The sequence below is a fragment of the Blautia pseudococcoides genome, assembly GCF_001689125.2.
In the GTDB taxonomy this organism is placed as follows: Bacteria; Bacillota; Clostridia; order Lachnospirales; family Lachnospiraceae; genus Blautia; species Blautia pseudococcoides.
In genome coordinates, this window is the sequence record NZ_CP015405.2 from 3,732,831 (window position 1) to 3,745,997 (window position 13,167).

General features: G+C 49.8%; 10 protein-coding genes. 4 read left to right on the plus strand and 6 right to left on the minus strand.

Annotation, left to right across the window (positions count from 1 at the left end; translation table 11 throughout):
• Window positions 1–248: 248 nt before the first annotated feature.
• Entirely contained in the window at window positions 249–2,834 is a 2,586-nt protein-coding gene (locus tag A4V09_RS17620; RefSeq protein ID WP_065543487.1) for a cation-translocating P-type ATPase, read from the minus strand.
• Between the two features lie 310 nt (window positions 2,835–3,144).
• Between A4V09_RS17620 and A4V09_RS17625 the strand changes: the two genes are divergently transcribed.
• Window positions 3,145–4,011: a class I SAM-dependent methyltransferase gene (locus A4V09_RS17625; RefSeq protein ID WP_065543488.1), complete on the plus strand. Its 867-nt coding sequence runs from the start codon at window positions 3,145–3,147 to the stop codon at window positions 4,009–4,011.
• Window positions 4,012–4,232: 221 nt separating this feature from the next.
• Here A4V09_RS17625 and A4V09_RS17630 read toward each other — a convergent pair whose 3' ends face one another.
• The 5 genes from A4V09_RS17630 to A4V09_RS17650 form a co-directional block, all read right to left on the minus strand.
• Window positions 4,233–4,949, minus strand: coding sequence for a PepSY domain-containing protein (locus A4V09_RS17630; RefSeq protein ID WP_065543489.1), 717 nt, complete (start codon window positions 4,947–4,949; stop codon window positions 4,233–4,235).
• 144 nt (window positions 4,950–5,093) lie between these two features.
• Entirely contained in the window at window positions 5,094–6,455 is a 1,362-nt protein-coding gene (locus A4V09_RS17635; RefSeq protein WP_065543490.1) for a sensor histidine kinase, read from the minus strand.
• On the minus strand, window positions 6,452–7,126 hold the full coding sequence (locus tag A4V09_RS17640) for a response regulator transcription factor (RefSeq protein WP_065543491.1): 675 nt from the start codon (window positions 7,124–7,126) through the stop codon (window positions 6,452–6,454). The genes A4V09_RS17635 and A4V09_RS17640 overlap by 4 nt, the downstream gene beginning before the upstream one ends.
• A 58-nt stretch (window positions 7,127–7,184) precedes the next feature.
• Complete coding sequence (locus A4V09_RS17645) at window positions 7,185–7,457, minus strand: DUF1294 domain-containing protein (RefSeq protein WP_065543492.1); 273 nt, start codon at window positions 7,455–7,457, stop codon at window positions 7,185–7,187.
• Window positions 7,454–8,467: an asparaginase gene (locus A4V09_RS17650; RefSeq protein WP_065543493.1), complete on the minus strand. Its 1,014-nt coding sequence runs from the start codon at window positions 8,465–8,467 to the stop codon at window positions 7,454–7,456. Before A4V09_RS17650 ends, A4V09_RS17645 begins: the two co-directional genes overlap by 4 nt.
• Window positions 8,468–8,709: 242 nt before the next feature.
• Between A4V09_RS17650 and aroC the strand changes: the two genes are divergently transcribed.
• The 3 genes from aroC (at window position 8,710) to A4V09_RS17665 (ending at window position 12,956) form a co-directional block, all read left to right on the plus strand.
• On the plus strand, window positions 8,710–9,816 hold the full coding sequence (gene aroC, locus A4V09_RS17655; protein WP_065544849.1) for a chorismate synthase: 1,107 nt from the start codon (window positions 8,710–8,712) through the stop codon (window positions 9,814–9,816).
• A 130-nt stretch (window positions 9,817–9,946) separates the two neighbouring features.
• Complete coding sequence (locus tag A4V09_RS17660) at window positions 9,947–10,660, plus strand: response regulator transcription factor (RefSeq protein ID WP_065543494.1); 714 nt, start codon at window positions 9,947–9,949, stop codon at window positions 10,658–10,660.
• Window positions 10,632–12,956 (plus strand): sensor histidine kinase, encoded by a 2,325-nt coding sequence (locus A4V09_RS17665; protein ID WP_065543495.1) that lies wholly within the window; start codon window positions 10,632–10,634, stop codon window positions 12,954–12,956. Before A4V09_RS17660 ends, A4V09_RS17665 begins: the two co-directional genes overlap by 29 nt.
• Window positions 12,957–13,167: the final 211 nt, after the last annotated feature.

Below are 13,167 nucleotides of genomic sequence, written 5' to 3' on the forward strand. Positions count from 1 at the left end.
TGGTGATTTTCATAATTTGTAACTGTTTTGTTCCTTCGCGGGTAACTTTTCAGTCGGGCTGCGAATACTTACTGCCACGGTAAAGCATGCCGTGCAGCTTCTTAACAATTATGCTTCGTTATGTGGTATTGTATGATAGAATATGACTTTATGTCAATACCCTCTTGCATTTTTGGTAATTTTTTCCCCTTTTTACCGGGTTTATAGCTTTTTATATGCAATTTAACAAATGGAATCCTGCATTTTCCTCACTGTTTTTTTCTATTCCCGCTGATAAGCCTCGGAAGCAGCAGAATCTCATGCATAAGAAGCGGAATTGCGGAAATCCCCAGCAGCCAGCGCCATTCTCCAAAGGACAGCTGCACCGTCTGAAATGCCCGGACAAAATACGGCACCTCTGTGACCATAACCTGAAGGGCCAGCCCCAGGAAAAACGCCAGTATCATAAACGGGTTATCCAGATGGTTCATCCGAAGTACCGACTTATCCCTGTCCCGCATTCCAATGGCGTGGAAAAGCTGCGACACACCCAGCACGGTAAAGGCGTAGGTCTGGCCTCCTTTGTGAAAGGCGTAGAGGGTGATCGCGCTGATCAGCATTCCGTAAAATACGGTGAACAGCCACCCTCCGTGGGCAAACAGCCCTTCATTGGGGTCCCTGGGCTTTTTCCTCATGAGGGATGCCGGGTCATTTTTGTCCACGCCCAGGGCCAGGGCAGGCAGGGAATCTGTGATCAGGTTTACCCACAGAATATGACTTGCTTTCAAAGGCGTTTCCAGGGAAAGCAACACAGCCACAAACATGGTAATGATCTCTCCGAAATTGGAGGACAGCAGGAACAGAATGGATTTCTTGATGTTCACGTAAATGCCTCTGCCCTCTTCCATGGCCTTCTCAATGGTGGAAAAGTTATCATCTGTCAGCACCATATCCGCAGCATTCTTTGCCACATCCGTTCCGTTTTTGCCCATGGCGATCCCAATGTCGGCGGCCTGCAGGGAGGGCGCGTCGTTGACTCCGTCCCCGGTCATGGCTACAATCTGCCCGTTTTTCCGGAAACGGCTGACAATCTTTACTTTATGTGCAGGGGTGACACGGGCGAATACCCGCAGGTCTTTCATCTTCCTTGCAAAACGCTCCTCGCTCATGTTATCCAGCTCTGCGCCGGTGACGCACTGGTCCATGGAGTCTGCTATGCCGATTTTTTTTGCAACAGCTAATGCCGTGTCTTTGTAATCCCCTGTGATCATAGCCACCTGTACCCCTGCCTTTTTCAGGATGCGGATAGACTGGGTGACTTCTTTTCTGGGCGGGTCCATCATGCCTGCCATTCCTGCAAATACCAGATTGCCTGTGAGGGCGGACTCGCTTTTATCTTTCACGTGTTCCTTAAACGCCAGAGCCAGCACACGAAGTCCGTCCTGGGCCATTGCCTCCATTGCCATGCGGATTTTCATGCGCTGCACTTCTGTCATAGGGACCGCATTTCCACGGATTGATACAAACGCGCAGCGCTCCAGCAGATAATCACAGGCTCCTTTCACGTAGACGGTTTCGTTGCCGCCGTCTTTGTGTACGGTTGCCATGTATTTTCGTTCAGAATCAAAGGGGATTTCATGGGTACGTGGATATTGTTCCTTTAATTTCTCCCGGTTATACCCCATTTCCTCTCCCATGTGGAGAAGCGCAAGCTCTGTGGAGTCACCAATCTCCTGTTTTCCCAGCATACTGTTGTTGCACAGGAGAAACCCTTCCATCAACCGTGGAAATTCCCTGCGGCGGATTTTTGACAGGGGAAGTTTGCGGTCATCACCGTAAATCTCCACCACCTTCATCTTGTTTTCCGTTAGAGTGCCTGTTTTGTCGGAGCAGATGATGCCCACGGACCCGAGGGTTTCCACTGCGGGAAGCTTCCTTATAATGGTGTTGACTTTAACCATGCGGGCAACACCCAGGGCAAGGACAATGGTCACCACTGCAGGCAGACCTTCGGGTATAGCCGCAACTGCCAGAGAAATGGCAACCAGAAGCATCTGCAGAATGTTGCGGTGCTGGACAACGCCCAGAAGGAAAAGGGCAGCGCAGAGGACTACAGCCACCACGCTCAGCATTTTTCCAAGATCGCCCAAACGTTTCTGCAGGGGCGTCAGCTCTGTGGGGGTGTCGTTGATCATTCCGGCTATTTTGCCAAGCTCTGTCTCCATGCCGGTGGCCACCACGATTCCCTCGGCGCTTCCCTTCATGGCTTCGGTTGACATAAATGCAATGTTTTTCCACTCTGCCATGGGGATTCCCTGGGGCAGCACAGTGTCTGTCTTCCGGACCGGCATGGATTCGCCGGTGAGGGCGGACTCATTGGTCTGGAAACCTTGTACTCTTATCAGGCGGATATCTGCCGGTACCTGGTCTCCTGCCTCTATCTTGACCAGGTCTCCGGGAACTACGCCGGAGGCGGGGATTTTCTTGTAGATACCGTCACGTTTGACTACTGCGGACGGGGCAGTCATTTTCTTTAAGGCATCCATGGCTTTTTTAGCTCTGCCCTCCTGGATGACGCCTACGGTAGTGTTCAGGGCTATGACAACAAAAATGATCGCGGTATCGCTGAACTGGCGCAGAAGCATGGAGATTGCAGCGGCCATGAACAGGATGAAGATCATAGGGTCGTTGAGCTGTTCCATGACCATGTCCAGAATTGTCTGGTCTTTGCCTTTTTCTAGTATGTTTTCTCCGGTTTTACGGAGTCTTTCGGCGGCCTCGGCGGAGGGGAGACCGGTGGATTGGTGGGTGTGGAAGGTTTCTTCTAATTGGGGGGTTGTGAATGCTTCGTACATGGCTTCACCTCCTTGGATAATGTATGCTTGACTTTTGGGGGTTAGACTAGTTATAGTTATATGGGACGGGAGCTTGTACGCGGGAGGGGCGGGGATGCAAACACCATCCCCGCCCCTCCCGCGTACAAACTCCCTGGCTAAGATAAACGGAAGTGGATACAGATTTTGAGGGCGGTTGGCTGTATTAGGAAACTGAGGGTGAAGAAATCAGGATGGTTTGAGGGCTGTGCCGCTGGATACTGGGAACAAAAAACTTATAGGATTAAGTGTTCATTGATTAAGAAATTAAGGATTGAGAGGAATTTAATGTATGTGGATCGCTGATGGGTGGAAGGATTATGAGATTATTGATACCTCTGATGGGGAGAAACTGGAGCGGTGGGGGGATTATTTGTTGGTTCGGCCGGATCCGCAGGTGATTTGGGATACGCCCAGGAAAAATGCCGGGTGGAAGAAGATGAACGGGCATTATCACAGGAGTAAGAAAGGAGGAGGGGAATGGGAGTTTTTTGATCTGCCGGAGCAGTGGTGTATCCGGTATGGGAGGCTTACATTTAACCTGAAACCTTTTAGTTTTAAGCATACAGGGCTTTTTCCGGAGCAGGCGGTGAACTGGGATTGGTTTTCGGATAAGATCAAAGGGGCCGGAAGGCCGGTTAAGGTGCTGAATCTGTTTGCCTATACGGGCGGGGCTACTTTGGCGGCTGCGGCTGCAGGAGCGGCGGTCACGCATGTGGATGCTTCTAAGGGGATGGTTTCCTGGGCTAAGGAGAATGCTGTGTCCTCAGGTCTAGGGGAGGCACCGATCCGGTGGCTGGTGGATGACTGTGTAAAGTTTGTGGAACGGGAGATCCGCAGGGGGAATCATTATGATGCCATTATTATGGACCCGCCTTCTTATGGCAGGGGGCCTAAAGGTGAGATCTGGAAGATTGAAGAAGCGATCCATCCGCTGATCAAACTGTGTGCACAGCTTCTCAGTGATAAACCGCTTTTCTTTCTGGTGAATTCTTATACCACCGGGCTTGCGCCGGCAGTGCTGACTTATATGCTGGCTACAGAGCTGAAGGGCTTTCACGGGAAGGTGGATTCCCAGGAAATCGGACTGCCCGTAAGGGAAAGCGGACTTGTGCTGCCCTGTGGTGCTTCCGGCCGCTGGGAATGTGATGATAAATAAAGGGTTATGAGTGACAGCCTTGGGTTTAATGCAGAAATATCAGATGCCATCACAGACCAGCACTAACTGCTGAAAATAGAACCGGACGGAATTGTTGTCCAAAAGGCAAGAAAGGTTTTCAATGCCTTCCATGAAGCTTATGATGCGGTAAGAAAACTATAGATACACGCAAAGACAAGGGAGGACTCCTGTATCAGGAAATCCTCCCCTGTCTTTGTTCTTTAATGGCGCTCCTGGCTCCATTCCAGAAGATCACCGGTGGCAGCGTCTATCTCAAATTCATATTCCGTACCGTTATAATAGATATCGCCTTCATAAACCAGCTTGCCGTCATCATCATCCAGCTTTATGCGCAGGTCCTTTTCCTCTGCCCCCGGAACCTTTGCAAGGGCTGCCGCGGATGCATCCTCCCGGCTTACTGCCGGAGTCAGGCCGGATGCATTTTCTCCGTCTTGTTTAAAATCATCATCAATATCAAAATCCGAACTCAGAATGCTGCCTGTGGAAGCGTCAATTTCGTAATCATATTCCTTATTTCCGGAATAAAATTCCACATCATATACCTGGCGTCCATCCTCATGGTCTTTTTTCACCCGGATCCCCGTGATCTCCTCCTCCGTCACTCCCGCATCAGCTAACGCTGTGCTTCTGGCCTGCTCCTCGGAGACAGAAGACGCAGAATCCTGGCCTGCGGCATTCTGCGCCGTACCTCCATTACCGGATTCCTGTCCCGCAGCATTCTGCGCTGTACCTCCATTACCGGATTCCTGTCCCGCAGCATTCTGTGCGGTACTTCCGCTGCCTGAATCCTGGGCGGCGCCGTTTTGTGTCTTGCCGCCGTTCCCCGCATTCTGGTCTGTTCCTGTGCCTCCGCAGGCTGTCAGAAGCGCTGCGGAGATGGCTGCTGCCATAATAAATGCAAAATATTTTTTTCTCATAAGATAAACTCCTTCCATACATTTTTTATCTTGCGTATATCCATCCGATACTTTCATAATATACTGCAGCGGATACACGCAATACTTATTATTCTTTGTATACGGTAAGTTTATCAGGGAAAGATTAAAATCACATTAAAAGTCTTAACTTTTTTTCTCTTTTGGGATCTGAAACGTAAATCTGCTCCCCCTGCCCGGCTGGCTTGCGGCCTGTATGGTACCGTTGTGGACACTGACGATCCACTGCACCATGGAAAGTCCCAGTCCGGAACTTCCGCTGTCACTGCGTGCGCTGTCTGCCCGGTAGAACCTTTCCCAGATGTGAGGCAGGTCTTCTGCGCTTATACCGATTCCGTCGTCCTCAACACATCCGGCAACCATCTCATCCTTATCCTGCAGGCTCATACGGATGCAGCCGCCTTTTTTTCCATATGTGACCGCATTCTGGAGCAGATTCAGCCAAAGACGGATAAGCAGGGTTTCATCCCCGCACACCATCAGATGCGGCGTGATCTCTGTTTCCAGCCGTATCTCTTTTACCTCGGCAAGGGCTGTCATCTCTGCCGCTGCCATCTCTGACAGCTCACTGAAATCCAGTGTTTCCTTTGTCACCTTCTCACGTCCCTGGTCTGCTCTGGACAAAAGAAGGAGCTGGGCGATCATCCTGGAAAGACCTTCCGCTTTTTTCCGGATGACCGTAATTTCCTCCCGGGCCTCATCTGTCTGTCCGTCCTGTGAAAGAAGGGAATCACACTGCATCAATATAACTGCCAGGGGCGTGCGCAGTTCGTGTGAAACATCTGAAGTAAACTGTTTCTCACGTTTCATGCTCCCCTCAATCTGTTCCAGCATATTGTCAAATGTGGAGGCAAGGCGGTAAATCTCGTCCCTTCCTTCTCCCAGGTCTATCCTTCTGGACAAATCTTCCTCCTCCTGAATGGAGCGCACTGTCTCTGTGATATGAGACACCGGGCGCAGGGTCCTTCTGGTCATGAAATATCCCAGAACAGCAGTGAGAACCACCAGAAGGGGAAGAAAAACCAAGGCCAGACGAAGGGTTATCCGAAAGCTCTCCTCCGCGTCTGTTATGGATATGATCCCCCTTACCATCAGATTCCTGTCTTCTTTTGGGGCATAGGACATATCAAATACATAATACTCCACACGCTCTGCCTTCTGCCTCCGCACCAAGCCGTCCTGAAAGGCCATGGACTGGTCAAAGCCGTAAGGGATCTTACCGTATAGGAGTACACCCTCCTCATCATATACAGAGAGATACACGCCGTTTTCCAGTTCCAGAAGGTCGGTGTCGAAATTAAGCCTCCCATCCTCCCACTCAATGTCATCAAAAGACCCTGCCACGCTCTCACGCAGCCGATTCTGGACAGAGCTGAGGATTTCCCTGTTGCTGAGAGAAAAAAGAACCGCAAACACAGTACAGATATTGATCGTCATGAGAATGGTATAAAGGATTGTCAGCTTTTGTTTCAAAGACAGATTTTTCATATGGGTTCCCTCAGAACGTATCCGGCGCCCCGCACCGTGTGGATGAGTTTCGGCTCAAATCCCTCATCAATCTTCTTCCGCAGATATCGGATATAGACATCTATCACATTGGAGCCTCCTGCATAGTCATAATTCCAGATATGCTGCTCCAGCTTCTCCCTGGATAAAACCATCCCGGCATTCTGTATCAGATACCGGAGCACCGCAAATTCCCTGGAAGATAAAATAATCTCCTGCTCTCCCCTGAAAACACGGCGGGTATCCAGATGGACATGCAGGTCTGCCACAGTACACACACTGCTTTTCTCCTTTTTCGGCTTCCTCAGCATGACACGTATCCTGGCAGAAAGCTCTTCAAAGGCAAAAGGCTTCACCAGGTAATCATCAGCCCCCAGATCCAGCCCCCTCACCCGGTCCTCCACACTGTCCCTGGCAGTGAGAAGCAGTACCGGCGTAGTGTCCTTTTTCCTCCGCATAAATTTAAGGACCTCCAGACCGTCCGTCTTAGGCATCATAATATCCAAGATCACCGCATCATACCGGGCGCAGGCCAGACAGTCCAGGGCCTCCTCCCCATTGGCGCAGGCATCCACGCTGTAGCTTTCAGCAGTCAGCTTTTTCACCAGCAGGCGGTTCAGATCACGTTCATCCTCGGCAATCAATATGCGCATGCTGCCACCTCCCTTCACACAGTAAATCTCAATCTCCGGATAGGATCTCGCTGTTCTGTCACCGGCTGTACCACATCCATCCTGCCGCAAGCAGGACCTGAACGGCCAGGATCAGCGGAAGACCCAGTTTAAACTTTTTATGCAGAGTCTTATGACGGAAAAAATCCATTCCGCAGACAGCGCCCACGGAACCGCCCAGAATAGCTGACAGCATAAGCCAGGATTCCGGTATCCGGTACTTTTTATGTTTTGCCTTCCACTTGTCTATTCCGAACATGGCAAATGCCGCCACATTGATCACAAGCAGCCAGGCCGCTATTATCTTGATCATTCCTTCTCTTTCTCAGGTATCTTGATCTCACCTGCCAGATTTTTATAGAACATTTCCTCGATTTTCTTTCTCTCCCAGTGTTTTCCCAGGATCCACATCACCTTGGTGACAATGGCCTCTGTGCTCATGTCGTATCCCTGGAACGCACCCGCCATAAGGGCTGCCTTACCTGTCTCATACACAGAGAGGTTACTCCCCTCATAAGGACACTGGCTCTTCACGACCACGATCATACCCTTGTCGATCACATGGCGCAGCTCATCCAGAACCTCAGAGGACATGGTGGGGATGCCGCCCATACCAAAGGCTTCTATGATCAGCCCCCGGTACCCCTGCTCGTACAAAAGCTGGAATATCTTTCCGTCAAACCCGGGTACCAGTTTTATGAGAAAGACTTTCTTCTCCAGTCTCCGCTCCAGCACGCAGGGACCTGACGGGGCCGGTATGAAATCTTTATAGATTTCCAGCCCTCTGGAATCCACCTCGCCCACATACGGATAATTAATGCTCTCAAATGCATGGAAGCTTCTGGTCCGCACCTTGCTGGCCCTGGTCCCCAGCATGATTTTTCTGTCAAAAGCCAGAAATACGCCGGGCATACCGCTTCCCGCCATATGGATAGCGCATCTGCAGTTCTCCACCGCGTCCGCCAGAGGGTTGGTGATGGACAGCTGGCTGCCTGTGATGACAACAGGGATAGGAATATTCAGCAGCATAAAAGACAGCACGGACGAGGTGTATGCCATGGTATCCGTGCCATGGAAAATCACGATCCCATGGTATTCTTTATACTTTTCGTAGACAGCCTCCGCCATGGCCTGCCAGTTCTCCGGCTGGATATTGGCGCTGTCAAGCTGGAACAATTCGTAAAAATCCACATCGTAAAGACTTGTGATATCAGAAATGTATGACAGGATATCTTTGCTGTTCAGCCCGGGCAGCAGGCCGTTTTCACTGCTGACGCAGGCCAGGGTTCCGCCTGTTGTTATGATCAAAATTTTCTTCTTCATTATTTTCTTCCTCTATATTTTATACTGTCCCCGGTACGCGCCATTATATACGGCCTGCATCTGCATGCCCCTCCTGTCCGGCACCGGGAATACAATTTTATTTTAGTGTAACGTAACCCATGGCAGTTTTCAATGGATTTTATATAAAAACCGTGCTAAGATAGGAAAAAAGTATATTCGCCGTGGCAGAATGGATGCTGCTAGTAACCGGCAGAAAAAAGAAAGAAAACGAGGTGTATCTTATGTATGGTTCCACATTTGGAAATATATTAAAAATATCAACCTGGGGCGAGTCCCACGGCGCCGGGATCGGCGTGGTCATTGACGGCTGCCCTGCAGGGCTTCCTCTCTCTTTGGAGGATATCCAGGCTTATCTGGACCGCAGAAAACCGGGCCAGTCACGTTTTACCACGCAGAGAAAGGAAGCGGACACTGTGGACATCCTCTCCGGTGTCTTTGAGGGAAAAACCACGGGAACTCCCATTTCCCTCATGGTGCGGAACACGGACCAGCGCTCTCATGACTACAGCCAGATCGCAGACTGCTACCGTCCCGGACACGCGGACCGAAACTATGATATAAAATACGGCTTCCGGGATTACAGAGGCGGCGGGCGATCCTCCGGACGTGAAACCATCGGGCGTGTGGCCGCAGGAGCCGTGGCCGCTAAAATACTGAAGGAACTGGGTGTGGAGGTCACTGCCTACACCCTTTCCATCGGACCTGTCACCATTGATAAAAGTAAATTTGACAAAGAAGAGATGGGCCGCAACGCCCTCTATATGCCTGACGCTGACGCGGCAAAAAAAGCCCAGGCTTATCTGGAAGACTGCATGAAAGAGAAAAACTCCTCCGGCGGCATGGTGGAATGTGTCATCAAAGGTGTTCCCGCGGGAATCGGTGAACCTGCCTTTGAAAAGCTGGATGCCGCTCTGGCAAAAGCCATCTTTTCCATCGGTGCAGTGAAATCCTTTGAAGTCGGTGACGGAATCGCCGCAGCCTCCTCTGACGGTTTACATAATAATGATGCATACCGGATGGACGAAGAGGGAAATGTAAGGAAAAAGACCAATCATTCCGGCGGCATTACCGGAGGGATCAGCGACGGCGCTCCCATTGTGCTGCGTGCCGCCTTCAAGCCCACCCCTTCTGTAGCGGCGGTCCAGGAAACGGTAAACCGCCGGGGTGAAAATATTGAAATATCCATCAAAGGCCGGCATGACCCCATTATCGTGCCCAGAGCTGTTGTTGTAGTGGAATCTATGGCTGCCTTTGTGATACTGGACGCTATGCTTGGAAGTATGACAACACGTATGGATGCTGTCAAAGATTTCTTTAAAAATCTTTAGAATTTTTTTCGTTTTATACCACGTCACTTTTTAATTTTAATTCCTATACTCAGTATAGTAACAGCAGGAGCAACGACACGGCAGGCAGCTGCCTGATGCGTGGTTTCCTGAACACAGGAGAAGAGATACCATGGAAATGAATCACATTTTAATTGTAGAAGACGACAAGGACATCCGGGAGGCAGTTGCCATTTATCTGAAAAGCCAGGGATATGAAGTGTTCCAGGCAGGCGACGGCGTAGAAGGGCTGGAGATGCTGGAGCGGGAGGAGATCCATCTTGCAATCGTGGATATCATGATGCCCCGCATGGACGGCATCACCATGACCATGAAACTCAGGGAAAAACACGATTTCCCGGTTATCATGCTCTCAGCCAAATCCGAGGAGGTGGATAAGGTTATGGGGCTGAACATCGGCGCCGATGACTATGTCACCAAACCATTTACCCCAATGGAGCTTATGGCAAGGGTGAACTCTCAAATGCGTCGGTACAAAAGATTCATGGAAAAACTACAGCAAAAAGAACAGGAAAATACGGACAGTATTTACACTATGGGCGGGCTTGAATTAAACGAGAGCACCTTCGAGGTGCGGGTAGACGGAGCCCCTGTAAAAATGACACCCATGGAATTCAAAATTCTCCTGCTGTTGATCAAAAATCCTGGAAGGGTATTCTCCGCGGATGAAATTTACGAACGTGTGTGGAATGAACGTGCCGTGAACACGGAGACGGTCATGGTACACGTCCGCAACATCCGCGAAAAGATTGAGATCAACCCAAAGGAGCCAAAATATTTAAAGGTGGTGTGGGGAGTTGGATATAAAATTGAAAAATTCTCGTAAACTTGCTCTGGTGCTGGTGGTGCTCGTCATATTGCTGCCTTCTTTGGCTATGATGATCATCCGCCCGCACTATATCAAAGGCCAGGGTAACTCTGAGCCGAATTTTAACACTTCCTCATTCATGAGCACACTTACACACTCCAACTATGTGCTTTATGCGGAAGAAAAGCAGAGGGAAAACCAGGCGGCTATGATCCCGTTTGACATCTTTTTCCCTTCTGCCTTAAACAACACACAAACGAAAAAGAATGAAGAGAGCAGTAACTCCGGATCCAAGTCCAATACTTCCTCACAGGAAATATCACAGGAAACTCTGGACGAAGAAAATTTCCCCTCTTCCAAATACAAAGATACCTTCGGAGATGCCTATGAGTCCTATACTTCTGAGGAAGCCATCATCGCATCTGCCAATGAGATTTCCAGCAAATTCTCCATATGGGAAGATAACTTCTCCACTCTGCGCTCCTATCTGCAGTACGAGGTAAGGGACGAAGACGGAAAGGTAGTGGACTCCAACGCCACCGAGGAGCTGGAACCTCTCCTCTCCGGCGAAAAAGCGGACGCCCTGGATAAAAAGTACGCCTTCGGTGCTGTCGTCAAGTACGACGGGAGCGGAAATGTATCACAGGCCGAATTTTTTTCCGGAAAAGCCAGCAATGCCACACAGCTTCTCAACGAACAGGTCCGTCAGAACCCATGTTCTGAGTTTGACAGCCAGTACGGTATGGATGCCCCTTTCCAGAAACCACAGGGCCGCACCTACCTTTACCTGATGACAGCCGAAAATTTGGCTACTTTTTTATCAGGCTCACCCGGCAGCGGATATCTGGAATATCTTGGGGTCAACACTTACCAGGCAACGGATGATCTGTCCATCGTCTTTTTGACCCTGCTGGCTATGGTAGCCGCAGCTGCTTTACTGCTGCCGTTTATGAAACAACTGCAGATGGGGGATGAAAAAATCTTCCAGGCGCCTTTTGAACTGGTCTGTATCATAGCCAGCTTTATACTGGGATTCTCCCTGTCCTTGTCCGTGGACGGCAACGCCATGAACAAAGAACCTATTTATAATGTCCTGCACAGTATTGGCGTTCCCCAGGAACTTGCCTCTATACTTCAGTATTTCTGGGGATTCATCGGATGGGCATTTATCTTCGCGGTGTGCTATTGGGCTGCCGGTTGTCTGAGATGTGTTTTTGTCATTGGACCGAAACGTTACATCCAGGAACGGGTTATCATCTACCGTATCTGGCCATGGGCAAAAAGTTTTATTAAAAATGTATACAACAGCATGCTTCATGTAAATTTGAAGGATGATACCACAAAGGTACTGATCAAGGTTGTACTGATCAACTTTATCATTCTGGGCTTTATCAGTCTCATGTGGGTCTGGGGAATCGGGGCGCTGATCATTTACTCCATCGCACTGTTCTTCCTTATGCGAAAATACTGCAATGACCTGCAGAAACAGTATCACAAGCTGCTGGATGCAACCAACCAGCTTGCCGACGGCAACCTAAACGGAACTATCCCTGAGGAGCTGGGGGTGTTTGAACCCTTCCGGGAGGAGATCGTCAAGATACAGAGCGGTTTCAAGATGGCTGTGGACGAAGAGGTTAAGAGCCAGAAAATGAAAACAGACCTGATCACCAATGTATCCCATGACCTGAAGACACCTCTGACAGCCATCATCACTTATGTAGATCTGCTGAAGGATGAGAATCTGCCGGATGAGGAGAGACGCCGCTACATTGAAGTGCTGGAACAGAAATCCACACGGCTGAAGCTTCTGATCGAGGATCTGTTTGAGATCAGCAAAGCGACCAGCAGAAATGTGACGCTGAACATTATGGATGTAGACATTGTAAGCCTGATGCAGCAGGCGAAACTGGAGCTTCAGGATAAGATCGAGGCTTCCAATCTTTATTTCCGCTGGCGTCTGCCTGAGGATAAAGTGGTCCTTCCCCTTGACAGCCAGAAAACCTACCGGGTGTTTGAGAACCTTCTGGTCAATATCACCAAATACGCCATGCCGCGTACCAGAGTGTATGTGGATATGGAAAATGATGAGAAGCGGGTTCGTATTTCCATGAAGAATATCTCAGCCTCTGAGCTGAACTTTAATCCTTCGGAGATCACCGAGCGTTTTGTCCGGGGAGATGTTTCCCGGAATACAGAGGGAAGCGGACTGGGCCTGGCCATTGCCAAGAGCTTTGTAGAACTTCAGGGCGGAAACCTGCAGATCATGGTGGACGCGGACTTGTTCACTGTGGAGATTGTATTCCCGAAACCGTGATATAAGAAAAAACAACGTTTGATACCATGAACGCAAACAGCCCCGGTACTGCATACGGATTGCAGTACCGGGGTTATCTTTTTTCATTACGCCCAATAGATTCTCATTCCTGTCTCGTGGCTCATGCGCTCCGGATGGCCTTTGACTCTGGATGAAAGTGCAAAGATATCTCTGTAGGAATTTTGCGCAATACAGTTTCCATCTTTGCCGG